Annotated in this window: 14 protein-coding genes; 8 read left to right on the top strand and 6 right to left on the bottom strand. The window is 66.4% G+C overall.

Annotated features, from left to right (window positions below; genetic code table 11):
• Positions 1–216 precede the first annotated feature (216 nt).
• Both ACUXVE_RS16660 and ACUXVE_RS16655 read left to right on the top strand, forming a co-directional pair.
• Positions 217–1,608, top strand: coding sequence for a class II 3-deoxy-7-phosphoheptulonate synthase (locus tag ACUXVE_RS16660; RefSeq protein WP_025879324.1), 1,392 nt, complete (start codon positions 217–219; stop codon positions 1,606–1,608).
• A 721-nt stretch (positions 1,609–2,329) separates the two neighbouring features.
• Complete coding sequence (locus tag ACUXVE_RS16655; RefSeq protein ID WP_229290900.1) at positions 2,330–3,475, top strand: mechanosensitive ion channel family protein; 1,146 nt, start codon at positions 2,330–2,332, stop codon at positions 3,473–3,475.
• Positions 3,476–3,550: 75 nt separating this feature from the next.
• On the opposite strand, the gene ACUXVE_RS16650 is transcribed toward ACUXVE_RS16655, so the two are convergent.
• Genes ACUXVE_RS16650 through typA form a run of 3 tightly spaced genes read right to left on the bottom strand, consistent with a single transcriptional unit; the run spans position 3,551 to position 7,541 of the window.
• Positions 3,551–5,173: an amidase gene (locus tag ACUXVE_RS16650; protein WP_445514827.1), complete on the bottom strand. Its 1,623-nt coding sequence runs from the start codon at positions 5,171–5,173 to the stop codon at positions 3,551–3,553.
• A gap of 41 nt (positions 5,174–5,214) precedes the next feature.
• Complete coding sequence (locus ACUXVE_RS16645; protein ID WP_093817443.1) at positions 5,215–5,682, bottom strand: DUF2127 domain-containing protein; 468 nt, start codon at positions 5,680–5,682, stop codon at positions 5,215–5,217.
• 11 nt (positions 5,683–5,693) lie between these two features.
• Positions 5,694–7,541 carry a translational GTPase TypA gene (typA, locus tag ACUXVE_RS16640; protein ID WP_025879437.1) on the bottom strand — a complete coding sequence of 616 codons (1,848 nt, stop codon included), beginning with the start codon at positions 7,539–7,541 and terminating at the stop codon, positions 5,694–5,696.
• Between the two features lie 239 nt (positions 7,542–7,780).
• Here typA and ACUXVE_RS16635 point away from each other — a divergent pair, with 239 nt between their 5' ends.
• From ACUXVE_RS16635 to ACUXVE_RS16610, 6 genes are all read left to right on the top strand, one after another.
• Positions 7,781–8,272: a peptidylprolyl isomerase gene (locus tag ACUXVE_RS16635; RefSeq protein WP_049467937.1), complete on the top strand. Its 492-nt coding sequence runs from the start codon at positions 7,781–7,783 to the stop codon at positions 8,270–8,272.
• A 126-nt stretch (positions 8,273–8,398) separates the two neighbouring features.
• A complete protein-coding gene (locus tag ACUXVE_RS16630) occupies positions 8,399–9,385 on the top strand; it encodes a malate dehydrogenase (protein ID WP_025879435.1) in 987 nt (328 codons plus the stop codon).
• 123 nt (positions 9,386–9,508) lie between these two features.
• Positions 9,509–10,123: an RluA family pseudouridine synthase gene (locus ACUXVE_RS16625; RefSeq protein ID WP_222390581.1), complete on the top strand. Its 615-nt coding sequence runs from the start codon at positions 9,509–9,511 to the stop codon at positions 10,121–10,123.
• Between the two features lie 745 nt (positions 10,124–10,868).
• Positions 10,869–12,749, top strand: coding sequence for a propionate--CoA ligase (prpE, locus tag ACUXVE_RS16620; protein ID WP_093817445.1), 1,881 nt, complete (start codon positions 10,869–10,871; stop codon positions 12,747–12,749).
• A gap of 228 nt (positions 12,750–12,977) precedes the next feature.
• Positions 12,978–13,481: a hypothetical protein gene (locus ACUXVE_RS16615; protein WP_093817446.1), complete on the top strand. Its 504-nt coding sequence runs from the start codon at positions 12,978–12,980 to the stop codon at positions 13,479–13,481.
• Positions 13,482–13,527: 46 nt separating this feature from the next.
• On the top strand, positions 13,528–14,571 hold the full coding sequence (locus tag ACUXVE_RS16610; RefSeq protein WP_445514826.1) for a suppressor of fused domain protein: 1,044 nt from the start codon (positions 13,528–13,530) through the stop codon (positions 14,569–14,571).
• A 65-nt stretch (positions 14,572–14,636) separates the two neighbouring features.
• Here the strand turns inward: ACUXVE_RS16610 and ACUXVE_RS16605 are convergent, their stop codons facing one another.
• The 3 genes from ACUXVE_RS16605 to ACUXVE_RS16595 form a co-directional block, all read right to left on the bottom strand.
• Positions 14,637–15,248: a glutathione S-transferase N-terminal domain-containing protein gene (locus ACUXVE_RS16605; protein ID WP_025878086.1), complete on the bottom strand. Its 612-nt coding sequence runs from the start codon at positions 15,246–15,248 to the stop codon at positions 14,637–14,639.
• Between the two features lie 86 nt (positions 15,249–15,334).
• The gene (locus ACUXVE_RS16600) at positions 15,335–15,793 is read right to left on the bottom strand and encodes a cell wall hydrolase (RefSeq protein ID WP_025878087.1); all 459 of its coding nucleotides are present in this window, start codon (positions 15,791–15,793) and stop codon (positions 15,335–15,337) included.
• Positions 15,794–16,092: 299 nt separating this feature from the next.
• Positions 16,093–18,123, bottom strand: a complete 2,031-nt coding sequence (locus ACUXVE_RS16595) for an FAD-dependent oxidoreductase (protein ID WP_445514825.1) — start codon at positions 18,121–18,123, stop codon at positions 16,093–16,095.
• Positions 18,124–18,217 lie beyond the last annotated feature (94 nt).

Below are 18,217 nucleotides of genomic sequence, written 5' to 3'. Positions count from 1 at the left end.
AGACTGGGGGAGGGGAGGGGGCCGGTCCATGAGTGAGTGTTACTCCGTAACAACTGCGAGCCGATCATGCGCCTGTCCGGCGACGGCGACCATGCCGTTTCTGGCCGATCACACGGCCCCTTTCCACACCGTTCAGGCAGTCATGACCGGGCTCGGCCCTTTGCGCCAGCGGCTGGCTCTGCGACCATGACCGCCCCCCCACCCCGGATGTCCGTAATGAGCCTGTCCGCCGTTCCGCCTGCGCCCGATCCTGCCGCCATCGCTGCTGGCGCTGCCTGGTCACCGGAGAGCTGGCGGGGCAAGACCGCGCTGCAGATGCCGACCTATCCCGATCCGGTGGCACTGGATGCTGCGCTGCACGAGCTGAAGCGGCTGCCGCCGCTGGTGACCTCGTGGGAGATCCTGGCGCTGAAGCAGCAGCTGGCCGACGCCCAGGAGGGCAAGCGTTTCCTGTTGCAGGGCGGCGACTGCGCGGAGAATTTCAGCGACTGCGAATCGGGCACGATCTCCAACCGGTTGAAGGTGCTGCTGCAGATGAGCCTGGTGCTGGTGCACGGCCTGCGCCAGCCGGTGATCCGCGTCGGCCGTTTCGCCGGCCAGTACGCCAAGCCGCGCTCGGCCGACACCGAAACCCGCGACGGCGTGACCCTGCCCAGCTACCGCGGCGATGTGATCAATGCGCCGGCCTTCACCGAGGCGGCGCGTCTGCCCGACCCGAAGCGGATGCTGCAGGCCCACGCGCATTCGGCGATGACGATGAACTTCGTGCGGGCGCTGATCGATGGTGGCTTCGCCGACCTGCACCATCCCGAATACTGGAACCTGGAATGGGTAAGCCATTCGCCGTTGGCTGCCGAGTACCAGAAGATGGTGGCCTCGATCGGTGATGCCGTGCACTTCATGGAGACCCTGGCCGGGGCCCGCGTGCACAACCTCAACCGCATCGATTTCTACACCTCGCATGAAGCGCTGCTGTTGCCTTACGAACAGGCGCTGACCCGGCAGGTGCCGCGCCAGCAGGGCTGGTTGAACCTGAGCACGCACTACCCGTGGATCGGCATGCGTACCGCCGCGCTGGATGGCGCGCACGTGGAGTACCTGCGCGGCGTGCGCAATCCGATCGCGATCAAGGTGGGCCCGTCGGTGACGCCGGACCAGTTGCTGCGCCTGATCGATGTGCTCAACCCGGACGACGAGCCGGGCCGCCTGAGCTTCATCCACCGCATGGGCGCGGCGCAGATCGCGCAGAAGCTGCCGCCGTTGCTGGATGCGGTCAAGCGCGATGGTCGTCGCGTGCTGTGGGTATGCGATGCGATGCACGGCAATACCGAAAGCACCGCCAATGGCTTCAAGACGCGGCGCTTCGACAACGTGCGCGGCGAGGTCGAGATGTCCTTCGACCTGCACGCGGCCGCAGGCACCCGTCTGGGCGGCGTGCATCTGGAGCTGACCGGTGAGGATGTGACCGAATGCACCGGCGGTGCGCGCGAACTGACCGAACGTGACCTCGAGCGCGCCTATCGTTCGACCGTCGACCCGCGTCTGAACTACGAGCAGTCGCTGGAGATCGCGATGGCGATCGTGCGCAAGCAGGAACAAGTGCGGTAAGTGTGTTTCGGCAGGGCTGCGCCCTGCACCTGCCGAATCAAGGTCAACGTCAACGTCAACGTCAAAAGCGGGCTATCCGTGGGCTGGCGGGGCGGTGTCGGATTGCGGGGACGCCGCAAGTACGTCCTTGTAGGCTTGGCCGCGGCATCCATGCCGCGGACACCCCGCACTCCGACACCGCCCCACCTTCGACAGTTGTCCGGTGTCCGAAGGATTCACGCCATGCGTGGATGAATCTCCATCGGAATCGAATATTTCGAATTGAATTTGAAGAGCATCCACGCATGGCGTGGATCTACGTGTCGACCAAGGTCGACACCCACCAATAGCGGGCCATGACATTCCGACAGATCGCGGAAAATTGTCGGAGGCGGGGAGGGGACAGATGGCGGGGGCGTGAGCGCCATGGGCCCGAGGCATGCCTCGGGCGGGTTGGGCAGGACGCCCAACCCTGGTCTTGCCGTGTGCGCAGGACAGCGCACACGAGCAAGGCGCGACCGAGCTTACATGGACGTACTTGCAGCGTCCCCCGCCATCTGTCCCCTCCCCGCCATCCCAAGGAATGCAGGCTTTTGCTCTTGCTGTTGAGGTTGATCCTGCCTCTGTGGGTGCAGGGCGCAGCCCTGCCGAACACCCCCGCCTACATTCTTCTTACGAACGGCTGACATCGCGCTCATGGTGCATGGGCCACGCTGGAGCTGGGTGCTTACAGCGAGGATGCATGGTGGTCTGGCAACAGCTGCAGCAGTACCTGTGGCCGATCGGCAGCGCCCTGGTGGTGGGCGGTCTGGGGGCATGGGCCGTACTGGCCATGTACCGTCGCCTGCGCGGGCGTGACCGGCGCCGTGCGCGCATCGGCCGGGTGATCGGACCGCCGCTGGCCCTTGCACTGCCCGTGCTGTTGCTGGTGCCGGCGCTGCAGGCCACGCCATTGCCGGAACACACGCTCGATCAACTGCTGCGCGTGCTGCACATCGCCCTGACCGCCTGCTTCATCTGGTTGCTGGTGCGCGGCGTTGCGGCGGGTGAGCGGGCGATCCTGCGCAGCCACCCGATCGATGTCTCGGACAACCTCGAAGCGCGCCGCATCCAGACCCAGACCCGGGTGCTCAGCCGCGTGCTGATGGGCGGCATCATCGTGCTCGGCGCCTCGCTGGTGCTGCTGACCTTCCCAATGGTGCAGAAGATCGGCACCGCACTGTTGGCGTCGGCGGGCCTGATCGGCCTGGTGGCGGGTATCGCCGCCAAACCGGTGTTCGGCAATCTGATCGCCGGCCTGCAGATCGCGGTGACGCAGCCGATCCGGCTCGATGATGTGGTGATCGTCGAGGGCGAATGGGGGCGCATCGAAGAGATCGGCAGCAGCTACGTGGTGGTGCGCATCTGGGATGAGCGGCGGATGGTGGTACCGCTGACCTGGTTCATCGAGCACCCGTTCCAGAACTGGACACGACGCAGTGCCGACCTGCTGGGTACGGCCTTCCTGTGGCTGGACTACCGTGCGCCGATCGCGGCGATACGTGCCGAGCTGGAACGCATCTGCCAGGGCCAGCCGCTGTGGGATGGGCGGGTCTGCGTGACCCAGGTGACCGAGACCAGCGAGCGTGCGATCCAGGTGCGGCTGCTGGTCAGCGCGCGCAGTTCCGGTGATGCGTTCGACCTGCGCTGTCTGGTGCGCGAACGCATGCTGGATTTCCTCGCACGCGAGCATCCGCAGTCGCTGCCGCAGGTGCGTGCTCGCCTGCAGCGGGACGACGAACTGGACATGCCGCGGATGCCGCGCGCTGGCAGTGCCGACGTGCGTTCACCCGGTGCCGAGGATGGCGAAGCCGCAATCGCGCCGACCGAGCCGCGCCCGGAATGGTAGCGCCAGGCCATGCCCGGTGGATTGCAGAGTGCCGCTGCGCTCGCCGGGCACGGCCCGGCGCTACCATCCATTGGATCAGGGATCGCCTGATTCGATCAATGCGTCGGTATCGAAGCGCGGCGGACGCCTGGCGCGGGTGCGCTGCTCATACGCGTAGGCCATCTCGATCAACTTCGGTTCGCTCCAGGCCGTGCCCATGAACAGAAGCCCCGCCGGCAGGCCATCGATCTGGCCCATCGGCACGCTCAGACTGGGGTAGCCGGCGACGGCGGCAACACTGTAGCTCTCACCGGGGAAGTCATCGCCGGTGGTGCGCAGGGGCCAGGCAACACCGGTTGTCGGTGCGACCAGTGCATCCAGTTTCTGCGATGCCAGCACAGCGTCGATGCCTTCCGGGCCCGCCAGTCGCCGCGCATCGCTGCGCGCGCGGATGTAGGCGGGATCGGCCAGGCCAGGGGTCGCTTGGGCTTCCTGCAGCAGCTCCTGGCCGAACAGGCCCAGTTCCTGGCCCTTGTGTGCCTCGTTGAAGGCGATCAGTCCGGCCAGGCTGCGCAGTGGCGCCTGGTACGTGTTGAGGTAGCGCTCCAGCCCCGCCTTGAATTCATACAGCAGGACGATGCGCTCGGCATCGGCCCAGGCATCCGGGTGGGGCAGTTCCACCGGCACCACCACGGCGCCGGCGCGGCGCAGCTCAGCGACCGCCTGCTCAACCAGTGGCGGCATCCCGCGGTACTTCAGAAGCGGGGTCTGCAGCAGGCCGATGCGCTTGCCGCGCAGGCCCTGCGGATCCAGTCGTGCGGTGTAGTCGTAGACCGCACGGCCGGGCATGGTCGCGGTGGCAGGGTCGGCATCATCGCGGCCAGCGATGGCCGTCAGCACGGCGGCGGCGTCGGCGACGCCGCGGGTCATCGGGCCCGCAGTGTCCTGGCTGAAGGAGATCGGGATGATGCCTTCACGGCTGACCAGGCCGACGGTCGGTTTCAGGCCGACTACGCCGTTGATCGCGGCGGGGCAGACGATGCTGCCGTCGGTCTCAGTGCCGATCGCCACGCTGGCCAGGTTGGCGGCCACCGCCACCGCGCTGCCGCTGCTGGAGCCACAGGGCGAATGGCTGAGGCGGTAGGGATTGCGGGTCTGGCCGCCGCGCGCGCTCCAGCCGGAGATCGAGTCGTTGCCTCGGAAGTTGGCCCACTCGCTGAGGTTGGTCTTGCCCAGCACCACTGCGCCCGCTTCACGCAGGCGGCGGACCAGGTAGGCATCGCCGGGGCGGAAGCCCTGCAGGGCCAGCGAGCCGGCGCTGGTGGCCATCGGTGCGGCGTTGATGTTGTCCTTCAGCAGGATCGGGATGCCATGCAGTGGTCCGCGCAGGCGGCCGGCACGGCGCTCCTGGTCGCGCTGTGCGGCTTCCTTCAGGGCATCGGGGTTGAGTTCGATCACCGCGCGCAGGCGTGGCCCGGTGCGGTCCAGGGCGGCGATGCGCTTGAGATAGGCGCCGGTCAGGGTGACGCTGTCGAGTTCACCGGCGACCATCCGCGCCTGCAGGTCGGAGACTTCGGTCTCGGCGTAGGGGAAAGGCATAGAGCTGTTGCCGGGTTCACCGGCATGCGCGGTGGACGCGGCCGGGCTGCAGCCAGCAGCCAGCCCCGCAGGCAACGCGGCGATGAGGAAGGACAGGAGGGGCGGCAAGGACAGGCGCATGGGGCAGCTTCGACGGCTCCAATCCCCAGTGTAGCGGCTGCTCAGCGGCGGCGCTTGCGCAGGTCGCGCGCCAGTACGTAGACGACGACCAGGTTGATCGCCAGCACCGTCCACGAGGCCCAGCCGGGATGGCGGACGATCGCGTAGATATCGAAGGGCAGGTAGATGGAGGCGGTCAGGCAGCCCAGCCAGGAGGCCCATGCCCTGGCTTTCCACAACCCCCAGGCCTCGACCAGGTGCAGCAGGCCGTAGCCGATCATCGCCGCCGCGGCCAGGTGCACCGCGTCGGGGCTGATCATGTTCAACAGCGAGGGCAGGGTGCCGTGATCCGGGTCCAGGCTGAAACGCCGGATCAGGGCATTGACGCCGTCGCGAAGCGGCTGCGGGCCGAGGATTTCCAGCCCGGTGGCCGCCAACAACGCCAGCATCGCCTTGCTCGCTTCGAGCAAGGCGATGACATGGAGGCCCGGATGCCGATGCGGATCCGGGTTGTAGCCGTTCTGGCTCACGGTTCGCTGGATCAGCCGCCGCGCGAGTTCTTCTTGCGGTCGCTTTCGGTCAGGAACTTCTTGCGCAGACGGATCTCCTTGGGGGTGATCTCGACCAGCTCGTCGTCTTCGATGAAGTCCAGGGCCTGTTCCAGCGAGTACTTGATCGCCGGGGTCAGCTGGATCGCATCGTCCTTGCCCGAAGCGCGCATGTTGGTCAGCGGCTTGGTCTTGATCGCGTTGACGGTCAGGTCGTTGTCCTTGGAGTGGATGCCGACCAGCTGACCTTCATACACGTTGTCGCCTTCAGCAGCGAACAGCTTGCCGCGTTCCTGCAGCGGGCCCAGCGAGTACGCGGGGGTGGTGCCCGGCGCATTGGCGATCATCACACCGTTGATGCGCTTGGCGATGGCGCCCTGTTCCTTCGGGCCGTAATGGTCGAACACGTGGAACAGCAGGCCCGAGCCCTGGGTGAGGGTCTTGAACTCGTTCTGGAAGCCGATCAGGCCACGGGCCGGGATCTGGTATTCCAGGCGCACACGGCCCTTGCCGTCCGATTCCATGTTCTTCAGCTGGCCCTTGCGGGTGCCCAGCTTTTCCATCACGCCGCCCTGGTGGACTTCTTCGATGTCCACCACCAGCTGCTCGATCGGCTCCATGGCCTGGCCGTCGATCTGCTTGATGATCACTTCCGGGCGCGACACGGCCAGCTCGTAGCCTTCACGGCGCATGTTCTCGATCAGCACCGACAGGTGCAGTTCGCCACGGCCGGAGACCAGGAACTTGTCGGCGTCTTCCAGCTGTTCGACCTTCAGGGCCACGTTGTGGACCTGCTCGCGGTCCAGGCGGTCCTTGATCTGGCGGCTGGTCAGGAACTTGCCGCCGGACAGGTCCTTGTTGCCGGCGAACGGCGAGTTGTTGACCTGGAAGGTCATCGAGATGGTCGGCTCGTCGACGGTCAGTGCCGGCAGGGCTTCCGGGGTTTCCGGGTGGCACAGGGTGTCGGAGATGGTCAGCTCCGGAATACCGGAGATGGCGACGATGTCACCGGCTTCGGCGGTGTCCTGCTCGATGCGCTCCAGGCCCAGGAAGCCCAGCACCTGGGCGACCTTGCCGTTGCGCTTCTTGCCTTCACGGTCGATCACCGCGACCTGCATGTTCTTCTTCAGGGTGCCGCGCTGGATGCGGCCGATGCCGATCACGCCCACGAAGTTGTTGTAGTCCAGCTGGCTGATGCGCATCTGGAACGGACCTTCCGGGTCCACTTCCGGCTTCGGCGCGTGCTGCATGATCGCTTCGTACAGCGGGGTCATGTCGCCGTCGCGCACGGTGTCTTCCAGGCCGGCGTAGCCGTTCAGGGCCGAGGCGTAGACGATCGGGAAGTCCAGCTGCTCATTGGTGGCGCCGAGCTTGTCGAACAGGTCGAAGACCTGGTCGATCACCCACTCCGGACGCGAGCCCGGACGGTCGACCTTGTTGACCACGACGATCGGCTTGAAGCCCATCGCGAAGGCCTTCTGGGTGACGAAGCGGGTCTGCGGCATCGGGCCGTCCATCGCGTCGACCAGGATCAGCACGGTGTCGACCATCGACAGCACGCGCTCGACCTCGCCGCCGAAGTCGGCGTGTCCGGGGGTGTCGACGATGTTGATCCGGTTCTTGATACCGGTCTTCTTGTCTTCCCAGGTGATGGCGGTGTTCTTGGCCAGGATGGTGATGCCGCGTTCCTTTTCCTGGTCGTTGCTGTCCATCACGCGCTCGGCGAGGACGGTACGCTCGGACAGGGTGCCGGACTGCTTCAGCAGCTGGTCGACCAGGGTGGTCTTGCCATGGTCGACGTGAGCGACGATGGCGATGTTGCGAAGGTTTTCGATGGACATACGAAAGGGGGCCAGTCGGCGCCGGATTTGGAAAAAGAAGTCCAACATTATACGTCGAACTTGACGATTGGCGAAAACCTGGATTTCAGGACTGCTGAGGCCCCCATTCAGCCTGCCCCCCGGCGCTGCCCGTCCGCAGGCTGAAGACACTGCCTGCGCGCATGGTCGAAGCCGCCCATGCCACGGGGGAGGTGTATCCTTATGGGGCTGATTACACACCCCGCATCCCAAGGATCTGCATGTCCCTCATCGCCACTTTCGACACCACCCAGGGCCCGATCAAGGTCGAGCTGTTCGCCGACAAGGCGCCGCTGACGGTCGCCAACTTCGTGAACCTGGTCAAGCGCGGCTTCTATGACGGCCTGATCTTCCACCGCGTGATTCCCGATTTCATGATCCAGGGCGGCTGCCCGCAGGGTCGTGGCACCGGCGGCCCGGGCTACAAGTTCGAAGACGAGAAGAATGGTGTGAAGCACCAGGTCGGCTCGCTGTCGATGGCCAACGCCGGCCCGAACACCAACGGCAGCCAGTTCTTCATCACCCACATCAAGACCGATTGGCTGGACGGCAAGCACACCGTGTTCGGCCAAGTGCTGGAAGGCCAGGCGATCGTCGATTCGGTCAAGCAGGGCGACGTGATCCATTCGATCACCCTGGAAGGCGACACCGACGCCGTGCTCGCCGCCCAGGCAGAGCGCGTGGGTGAGTGGAACAAGATCCTCGCCGCCTGATCCAATACCCGGACGGCCCCCTGCAGAGGGGGCCGTTTCCATGTTGCGGCCGCCCCGCCAGGCCTGTCCCCGCCCGCGCGGCCATCTCCCACAACGCTACTTAGCTTCTTAGCAGAGGAAATCCCCATGAAAGCACCTGTTCGTGTTGCCGTGACCGGCGCCGCCGGCCAGATCGGCTACGCCCTGCTGTTCCGTATCGCCTCCGGTGAAATGCTGGGCAAGGACCAGCCGGTCATCCTGCAGCTGCTGGAGCTGCCGGTCGACAAGGCCCAGGCCGCCCTGAAGGGCGTGATGATGGAGCTGGAAGACTGCGCGTTCCCGCTGCTGGCCGGCATGGTCGGTACCGACGACGCTGAAGTCGCCTTCAAGGACGCCGACATCGCCCTGCTGGTCGGCGCACGTCCGCGCGGTCCGGGCATGGAGCGCAAGGATCTGCTGCTGGAAAACGCGAAGATCTTCACCGCCCAGGGCGCCGCACTGAACAAGGTCGCCAAGCGTGACGTGAAGGTGCTGGTGGTCGGCAACCCGGCCAACACCAACGCCTACATCGCCATGAAGTCGGCGCCGGACCTGAACCCGCGCAACTTCACCGCCATGCTGCGCCTGGACCACAACCGTGCGCTGAGCCAGCTGTCGACCAAGCTCGGCAAGCCGGTCGCCGGCATGGAGAAGCTGGTGGTGTGGGGTAACCACAGCCCGACCATGTACCCGGACTACCGTTTCGCCACCGCCGATGGTGCGTCGATCGCCGATGCGATCAACGACCAGGAGTGGAATGCCAACACCTTCATCCCGACCGTCGGCAAGCGCGGCGCGGCGATCATCGAAGCCCGCGGCTCGTCCTCGGCAGCTTCGGCGGCCAACGCAGCGATCGACCACGTGCGTGACTGGGTGCTGGGCAGCAACGGCAAGTGGGTCACCATGGGCGTGCCGTCCGACGGTTCCTACGGGATTCCGGAAGGCGTGATCTTCGGCTTTGCGGTCACCACCGAGAACGGCGAGTACACCCTGGTCAAGGATCTGCCGGTCGACGACTTCAGCCAGAAGTACATCGACAAGACCCTGGCCGAGCTGGAAGAAGAGCGCGCCGGCGTCGCCCACCTGCTGGGTTGATGCGGTCGGTGCTGGCACCCTGCCGGCACCTTTCCATCAGGGTAGGTACCGGCCGTTGGCCGGTACGCAGGAAACGGGGAGGCTTCGGCTTCCCCGTTTTCGTATGGAGTACCTGGCAACGACATGATCCTTCTGCATTACATCGACGACGCGCTGCTGGTGGCCGAGAAGCCGGCCGGCCTGCTGTCCGTGCCCGGCCGCTTGGCGGAGAACCAGGACTGCGTGGTCGCACGGCTGCAGGCGGTGTATGCCGATGCGCTGACCGTGCATCGCCTGGACCAGGTCACCTCTGGCCTGCTGCTGCACGCGCGCGGCAAGGACATGCAGGTGGCGCTGTCGATGCAGTTCGAGAAGCGCCAGGTGGGCAAGGGTTATGAAGCCATCGTGCAGGGGCTGCTGGAAGATGATGCCGGTGAAGTGGACCTGCCGCTGATCGTCGACTGGCCGAACCGGCCCAGGCAGATGGTCGACCACGAACGCGGCAAACCGGCACTGACCCGATGGCGGGTACTGTCGCGTGACACCGAGGCGCAACGCACGCGCGTTGAACTGGAACCGGTCACCGGGCGCAGCCATCAGCTGCGCCTGCACATGGCCAGCCTGGGTCATCCGATCGTCGGCGACGTGCTGTATGGCGCAGAGGCCGCGCAGCGCGTGTGCCTGCATGCGCGGAAGCTGCAGTTCACCCATCCGGTGACGGGCGAGGCGCTCGCGTTCGAATCTGCGACTCCGTTCTAGAAGGGTAGGGTGTTCGGCAGGGCTGCGCCCTGCACCCTGTACCCGCGGTAGTGCCGGCCGCTGGCCGGCAACCTCAGCAGCAACAGCAGGAGCTGGCATTCCGTGGGATGGCGGGGCGGTGTCGGATTGCGGGGACGCCGCAAGTACGTCCCTGTAGGCTTGGCAGCCGCTTGCTCGTGTGCGCTGTCCTGCGCACACGGCAAGGCCGGGGTTGGGCGTCCTGCCCAACCCGCCCGAGGCATGCCTCGGGCCCATGCGGCTGACACCCCGCACTCCGACACCGCCCCACCTCTGACAGATTTCCGGCGTCTGATGGATCCACCTCATGCGTGGATGAATCTCCATCGGAATCGAATATTTCGAGAATTCATCGAAAAGCATCCACGCATGGCGTGGATCTACTGTGGACCAAGGTCGACAGCTACCAACAGCAGCCCAACAGCGGCGCGAAGTTGTCGAAGGCGGGGTGGGTCCGGTTGCGGGGGTGTCCGCGGCATGGATGCCGCGGCCAAGCCTACATGGACGTATTCACGGCGTCCCCCGCAACCGGACCCACCCCGCCATACCCCTGGAACCCCGCTGTTGCTGTTGCCGTTGCTTCGGCTTCGGCTTCGGCTTCGGATGTTGTTTCTGCGGGTGCAGGGCGCAGCCCTGCCGGCAACACACCCCCTACCAAGGTAGGGCGGCCCACGCGCCAGCGCCGGACTATGCTCGAAGCCATGACTTTGTCTGGGAGGGCTGCGTCATGAACTACGAGGAAACCTACCGCCGCTCGATCGACGAGCCGGAGGCATTCTGGGGCGAGGAAGCCAAGCGCATCCATTGGCACAAGCCGCCGCAACAGGTGCTCGACTACAGCAACCCGCCGTTCCGGCGCTGGTTCGTGGGTGGTGAAACCAACCTCTGCTACAACGCCGTCGACCGGCATCTGGCCGACCGCCCGGACCAGCTCGCACTGGTCGCCATCTCCACCGAAACCAACAGCACCCGCGAAATCACCTATCGCCAGCTGTATCGCGAAGTGAACGACTTCGCCGCCGTGCTGAAGCACCTGGGCGTCGGCCACGGCGACCGTGTGGTGATCTACATGCCGAACATGGCCGAGGCCGTGTTCGCCATGCTTGCCTGTGCACGTATCGGTGCGGTGCACTCGGTGGTGTTCGGTGGCTTCGCTGCGCACAACCTCGCGCTGCGCATCGACGATGCCAAGCCGAAGCTGCTGATCGCTGCCGATGCCGGCATGCGTGGCGGCAAGCTCATTCCGTACAAGGCGATGGTCGATGCCGCCTGCGCTGAAGCCAGCAGTCCGCCGCCGCACGTGCTGATCGTTTCGCGCGGGCTGGACCCGGCCGAGCCACGCATCGAAGGGCGCGACGTCGAGTACGCCACCCTGCGTGCGCAGATCGGGCAGACCGATGTGCCGGTGCAATGGCTGGAATCGAGCGAGCCCAGCTACCTGCTGTATACCTCCGGCACCACCGGCAAGCCGAAGGGCGTGCAGCGCGATGTCGGTGGCTATGCGGTGGCGATGGCGCAGTCGATGCAGACCGTGTTCGACTGCAAGCCGGGACAGGTGATGTTCTCCACCTCCGATGTCGGCTGGGCCGTGGGCCATTCCTACAACGTGTATGGCCCGTTGATCGGCGGCTGCACCTCGCTGCTGTACGAAGGGCTGCCGACCAATCCCGATCCGGGCATCTGGTGGGCGCTGTGCGAGCAGTACAGCGTGCGCACGATGTTCTCTTCGCCGACGGCGATCCGCGTGCTGAAGAAGCACGATGCCGATTTCATCCACCGCCACGACCTGGATGCCTTGAAGTATCTGTTCCTGGCCGGTGAGCCGCTGGACGAGCCGACCGCGCACTGGATCAGCGACGCACTGGGCAAGCCGATCATCGATAATTACTGGCAGACCGAAACCGGTTGGCCGGCATTGACCCTGCTGCCTGGGCTGGACATGAAGCCGGTGCGGTTCGGCTCACCCGGGTTCCCCAATCTCGGCTACCGGATGAAGGTGATCGACGAGAACACCGGCGAAGAGGTGGCTGCCGGGCAGAAGGGCGTGCTGGTGATGACGCCGCCGTTGCCGCCGGGCTGCATGAGCACGGTCTGGAATGACGACAGCCGCTTCCTGCAGAGCTACTTCAGCCACTTCAAGGAACTGCTGTACAGCTCGCTGGACTGGGCCATCCGCGATGACGATGGCTATACCTTCATCCTCGGCCGCACCGACGATGTGATCAACGTGGCCGGGCACCGTCTGGGCACGCGTGAGATCGAAGAGGCCATCTCCAGTCACCCTCGCGTGGCCGAGGCTGCGGTGATCGGGGTGAAGGACGAATTGAAGGGACAGGTGCCGCTGGTGTTCGTCACCCTCAAGCAGGGGCTCGATGGCGAAGACCCGGCTGCAGTGGTGGCCGAGATGATGGCCACGGTGACCGCCTCGCTGGGTGCGGTGGCGCGACCGGCGCACATCCACGTGGTCAACGCGCTTCCCAAGACCCGTTCGGGCAAGCTGCTGCGTCGCTCGCTGCAGGCATTGGCCGAGCAGCGCGACCCCGGCGACCTGTCGACGCTGGACGACCCGGGGGCGCTGGAAGAGATCCGCCGCGCGCTGGGACGCTGATCGGGGTGGTAGCGCCGGGCCATGCCCGGCGAGCGCAAAGCGCGGAAAAGCCGCCAGGCATGGCCTGGCGCTACCCAAGCCTGCCAGGACATGCGCTAAGCTCCGCCTGTCATCGACCTGCAACACGAGGCACGCGCCGGGGAACGCACGTGCCACCCGGGGATGACGAACAGGGGGGGCGTGCCCGCAAGGGCGCGCATGCGTATCGCATCGAAGGGAGGGGGAGCTATGGCACTGCTGCATGCCAAGACGGCCGCTGGCCGCCAGGAAATCGAGGATCGTGCCCGGCGCCTGCCAGCGGCACTGCGTTCGATCCTGTTGATGGTTGACGGACAGCGCGATGAAAGCGAACTGCGCGGTTTGTTCGAAGGACTGCGCGCGCCGCCGGATGCGCTGCAGCAGCTGGCTGCACTTGGCCTGATCGAAGTGGTCGGCGGCAAGGCCGAACCTGTGCCGCAGCGCGGGCTGTGCAGCGGCCGCGAGCAGGATCCGGCGCTGTACCAGCAGTTGTACGACGCGATGAGCGATGCCGTGCGCCGCCATCTCGGCCTGAAAGGCTACTTCATGCAGTTGAAGATCGAGCGCTGTACCGACGCGGTCACCCTGGAAAAGCTGTGCCCGGAAATGATCGCCGCGATCGGCAAGGCACGCAGCCCGGCGCTGGCCCAGCGCTGGTGGCAGGAGATCCAGGTGTCGCTGGCGCCGGTCGCTGCCGAGGTCGTGCCAGGCTGACGCGCGGGGTAAAGTGGTCCGCTCTTTTTCCGCCCAGGAGCCCTGCATGCAGGACGACACCGATACCCCCGGTTGGAATGCGATCAATGCCGCGCTGACACCGCTGTACGCCGGCCAGGAGCCGCGTCACTTCGGTACCGCGCTGCCGTACACGCTGGGTGGCCAGGATCCGCTCGACGGCATCAGCGTGTACTGGGCCGAATCATCGGTTCCGCATTGGCACTACGTCACCTACGGCCTGTCAGAACTGTATGCGAAAGAGAGCAGTGATGCGGCCACCAGTGGCTATGGTTTCGAGCTGACGTTCCGCCTGGCTGCGGACAAGGGGGAGGATGCAGGCAGCACGCCGCCTGCGTGGCCGATGAACCTGCTGCAGAATCTGGCGCGCTATGTGTTCAGCAGCGGCAATGTGTTCGAGGATGGCCACCACCTCAACGCCAATGGCCCGATCGCGCTGGAGACCGACACCCGTCTTTGCCATCTGGCGTTCGTTGCCGATCCGCAGTTGCCGCCGCGCGATACCGCCAATGGACATTTGCAGTTCCTGCAGGTGGTGGGGCTGGCCGACGAGGAAATGGACGCGATCAAGCGCTGGTCCACGCGCGGTGTACTACAGGCGCTTGAGGAAGCGATGCCGCTGTGGATCACCGATCTGCATCGCGGCAATCTGCTGGACGATCCGGCGCTGGCCGCGCGGGTGCAGGCCAGCAGCGAGCGTGAGGGATCCAGTACCGGCATGTTGTTCATCGAGACGCTGGACTGGCGGCAGACGGCGGGTATCACCACGCTGGTGCTGGGGGCCGGGCAGGTCGGCAGTGTGGGTGAGCTGCTGCCACTGCGCCTGCGCCACGGCAAGGCACTGACGCTGGTCAGCCGCGAACGGCAATGGGAGTTCATGCCGGCCACCGATGGCGCGGTCGCGGTCGAGGACGACAACGTGCGCTGGATACTGGATGAGGCGGCGTTGCAGGCCTGGCATGACGTGCGGCCGCAACGCGGAACCTACCCGGTGTCGAATACGTTGCAGGTTGAAGTGGTGCTGACGTTCCTGCGCGATGCGAAGGGCGAAGTGATCCGCGAAATCGGCTGACCGCGCCGATGGCACCAATGGGGTCGGAGCCGCCTGCTGCGCAGACGGATCCGACCCCGGTTCCATCAGGCCAGGCCTTCGGCCTTCAGCACCGCCTGCACGCCCGGATCGGCGTCCATCCGCGCCTTGTAGGCGGCCAGGTTGTCCAGGCCCGACAGGTCGACCTTGGCGCCGGCCGCCCAGCGCAGGGTGATGTAGAAGTAGGGATCGGCGAAGCTGCGGAAGCCGGCCAGCCACGGCTTGTCGGCCAGCTGCCTGTCGGCGGTCTCGAACAGGGCGCGCAGGCGCTTGTGCGCGGCAGCGCGGATCGCGTCGTACTGGCCTTCATCGGCGATGAACTTGCCCGGCGCGAACAGCGGCGAGAACGCCGGGTGCACGTCGGAGTTGACGAAGGCCAGCCAGCGGGTGGCTTCAGCGCGCTGGCGCGGGCTGCCATCGCCGCCGAGACCGGCCTGCGGGTAGCTGTCGGCGATGTAGCCCATGATCGCCGCGTTCTGCACCAGCACGAAGTCGCCATCGACGATCGCCGGTACCGCGCCGGCCGGATTGATCTTGAGGAATTCCGGACCCTTCAGGGTGTCCTTGTTCAGCAGTTCGACCTCGAACGGCTGGCCGGTCCACTGCAGGGCGATGTGGTCGGCGGTGGAACAGGCACCGGGCTTGCTGTACAGCTTCATGGGAACTCCAGGCGGGGTGTGGCGGGAAACCGCCACTATCCCAGAGCCCAGCGGCACGCGGCAACGCTGCCACCGGCAACGGATCGTTACGACTGCCGGGGCTTGAGGTTCTGCACCTTGTAGAAGGTGTGATCGCCGATGGTGGCCACCTGGTAGGCGTTGCGCCAGTTCGGGCTGGCAATGGCCAGCGCAGCGAAGTGGCTGGCGCCAGGCACGATCTCGCGGCGCTCGCCGGCTGGCAGCGCCCAGTTGCGCTCGGCGTCGAAGGCCACGTCCATCGCCTCACTCCACGCCGCATCGTTGCCCAGCTGGGTGCCGGGGGAGACGATGGTGGGGGCGAACTGCTTGCGCGCGGTCACCACCTGGCACATCGAGTCGCCCCACAGGCCACTGTCGAGGCGACGCAGGGCGACCTCGGCCACGGCCTGCTGGCCACGCAGGGTCTGGTCGCGGGCTTCCAGGTAAACGGTGGTGCTCAAACACAATGAATCAGCGGCCGGCTGCGGCAGCAACTGCGACAGCCAGAGAATCCAGGCCAGTTTCATATAACTCCTTGCTCCGTGTGGGACGCACCTGGCGGTTCCGGCAGCGCAGGCTGCTGGAGGCGGGGTACGACTTGGCGTCATGGGGAGGCGGCCATCGGGGCTGCCCCGTGGGCGGCCCCAAGAACACGATCGTGGATCGATCGGCGGGGTCCGCACCGGCTCACCGGAAACTGGCTGGTGAGCAGAAAGTCGGCGCAAGGTAGGGGGGTATTGCCGAACGCATCCTGAATCGTCCGGCTTGACATTCAGCTTGGGGGGCGGTGACGGAAATCACATTCCGGCCCCCATTCAGGTGTTCATCAGAGCGCGGCGGCGAGCCGGCTGCCCTGATCGATCGCACGTTTTGCATCGAGTTCGGCGGCCACGTCTGCACCACCGATCAGGTGTGCGGTGACGCCCGCGGCCTGCAGTTCGGCCTGCAGCGCGCGCTGCGGTTCCTGGCCGGCACAGATCACCACGTGGTCGACCGGCAGCAGCTGTTCGCTGCCGTCCACGCGGATGCGCAGGCCCGCATCGTCCACGCCCAGGTACTCGACACCACCCAGCATGCGCACGCCCTTGGCCTTCAGCGTGGCGCGGTGGATCCAGCCGGTGGTCTTGCCCAGGCGTGCACCGGGCTTGCCGGCACTGCGCTGCAGCAGCCACAGCCTGCGCGGCGACGCCTCCACGGCCGGGCGGGCCAGTGCACCGCGGGCCTCGAAGGTGGCATCCACGCCCCATTCGGCCATCCAGCGTTGCGGGTCCAGCGATGGCGAGGGGCCGTCATGGGCAAGGAACTCGCCGACATCGAAGCCGATGCCACCGGCGCCGATGATGGCGGCGCTGGCACCCACCTCGACCCGGCCCAGCAGCACGTCCAGGTAGTTGACCACCTTGGCGTGGTCGGCACCGGGGAAGTCGACCTTGCGCGGCACGATGCCGGTGGCCAGTACGACCTCGTCGAAGCCGGCCAGGCTGGCCGCGTCGGCACGGGTGCCCAGGCGCAGCTGCACGCCGGTCTCGCCCAGCTTGTGGCGGAAGTAGCGCAGGGTCTCGTGGAACTCTTCCTTGCCGGGAATGCGCTTGGCCACGTTGAACTGGCCACCGATCTCCTCGCTGGCGTCGAACAGGGTGACCTGGTGGCCGCGTTCGGCAGCGACCGTAGCGCAGGCCAGGCCGGCCGGGCCGGCGCCGACCACGGCCACCCGCTTCGGTGCGGTGGTCGGGGTGTAGACCAGCTCGGTCTCGTGGGCGGCACGCGGGTTGACCAGGCAACTTGCCAGCTTGTTTTCGAACACATGGTCCAGGCAGGCCTGGTTGCAGGCGATGCAGGTGTTGATGGCCTCGGCACGGCCGGCGCGGGCCTTGTTCGGCCACTGCGGGTCGGCCAGCAGCGGGCGTGCCAGCGACACCATGTCGGCGCCGCCATTGGCGAGGATGCGCTCGGCGACGTCGGGCATGTTGATGCGGTTGGTCGCCACCAGCGGCACCTTTACATGCGGCTTGAGCTTGGCGGTGACCCCGGCGAAGGCAGCCCGCGGCACCGAGGTGGCGATGGTCGGAATGCGCGCTTCGTGCCAGCCGATACCGGAATTGAGGATCGTCGCACCGGCGGCCTCGATCGCCTGCGCCTGCTGCACGATCTCTTCCCAGTTGCTGCCGTCATCGACCAGATCCACCAGCGACAGGCGGTAGATGATGATGAAATCCGGGCCGCAGGCCTCGCGGATGCGGCGCACGATCTCCACCGCGAAGCGCATGCGCTGTGCGGCATCACCGCCCCAGCGGTCATCGCGCTTGTTGGTGCGCGGGGCGATGAACTCGTTGATGAGGTAGCCCTCCGAGCCCATCACTTCCACGCCGTCGTAGCCGGCTTCGCGGGCCAGCTTCGCGCTGCGTGCATAGTCGGCGATGTGCCGCTCGACGCCGCTGGCCGACAAGGCGCGCGGGGTGAACGGATTGATCGGCGCCTTCAGCTTCGACGGCGCCACCGACAGCGGGTGATAGGCGTAGCGCCCGGCATGCAGCAGCTGCAGGCAGATCTTCGCGCCGTGCTGGTGCGCGGCGGCGGTCAACTGCCGATGCGGGCGCACTTCCCAAGGCCAGGACAGCTTGCCGCCGAACGGCTTGAGCCAGCCGACCACGTTGGGCGCGAAGCCGCCGGTGACGATCAGGCCAACGCCACCTTCGGCGCGCTCGGCGAAGTAGGCGGCCAGGCGGGGGAAGTCGCGCGCGCGGTCCTCCAGGCCGGTGTGCATCGAGCCCATCAGCACGCGGTTGCGCAGCTGGGTGAAGCCCAGGTCCAGCGGGGCGAACAGGTGGGGGAAGGCGCTTTCGTTGGCTGGCGACATGTCGATACGCTTGCGTACGGAAGCGCGAAGGGTGCCGCGAAACGGCGCCCGGGGCAAGGGCTGCCTCGCTCGGTAGCGCCGTGCCATGCCCGGC

The organism is Stenotrophomonas sp. 3(2025), from assembly GCF_052665395.1.
The sequence above is the reverse complement of the archived record's forward strand: the minus strand, read 5'-3'. Positions and strand labels throughout refer to the sequence as shown.

Excerpts from the sequence above, each read along its gene's own strand:
- ACUXVE_RS16595 (WP_445514825.1), bottom strand. The coding sequence starts at position 18,123 with ATGTCGCCAGCCAACGAAAGCGCCTTCCCCCACCTGTTCGCCCCGCTG.
- ACUXVE_RS16650 (WP_445514827.1), bottom strand. The coding sequence starts at position 5,173 with ATGCGCCTGTCCTTGCCGCCCCTCCTGTCCTTCCTCATCGCCGCGTTG.
- typA (WP_025879437.1), bottom strand. The coding sequence starts at position 7,541 with ATGTCCATCGAAAACCTTCGCAACATCGCCATCGTCGCTCACGTCGAC.
- ACUXVE_RS16600 (WP_025878087.1), bottom strand. The coding sequence starts at position 15,793 with ATGAAACTGGCCTGGATTCTCTGGCTGTCGCAGTTGCTGCCGCAGCCG.
- prpE (WP_093817445.1), top strand. The coding sequence starts at position 10,869 with ATGAACTACGAGGAAACCTACCGCCGCTCGATCGACGAGCCGGAGGCA.
- ACUXVE_RS16635 (WP_049467937.1), top strand. The coding sequence starts at position 7,781 with ATGTCCCTCATCGCCACTTTCGACACCACCCAGGGCCCGATCAAGGTC.
- ACUXVE_RS16605 (WP_025878086.1), bottom strand. The coding sequence starts at position 15,248 with ATGAAGCTGTACAGCAAGCCCGGTGCCTGTTCCACCGCCGACCACATC.
- ACUXVE_RS16615 (WP_093817446.1), top strand. The coding sequence starts at position 12,978 with ATGGCACTGCTGCATGCCAAGACGGCCGCTGGCCGCCAGGAAATCGAG.
- ACUXVE_RS16625 (WP_222390581.1), top strand. The coding sequence starts at position 9,509 with ATGATCCTTCTGCATTACATCGACGACGCGCTGCTGGTGGCCGAGAAG.
- ACUXVE_RS16660 (WP_025879324.1), top strand. The coding sequence starts at position 217 with ATGAGCCTGTCCGCCGTTCCGCCTGCGCCCGATCCTGCCGCCATCGCT.
- ACUXVE_RS16655 (WP_229290900.1), top strand. The coding sequence starts at position 2,330 with ATGGTGGTCTGGCAACAGCTGCAGCAGTACCTGTGGCCGATCGGCAGC.
- ACUXVE_RS16630 (WP_025879435.1), top strand. The coding sequence starts at position 8,399 with ATGAAAGCACCTGTTCGTGTTGCCGTGACCGGCGCCGCCGGCCAGATC.
- ACUXVE_RS16610 (WP_445514826.1), top strand. The coding sequence starts at position 13,528 with ATGCAGGACGACACCGATACCCCCGGTTGGAATGCGATCAATGCCGCG.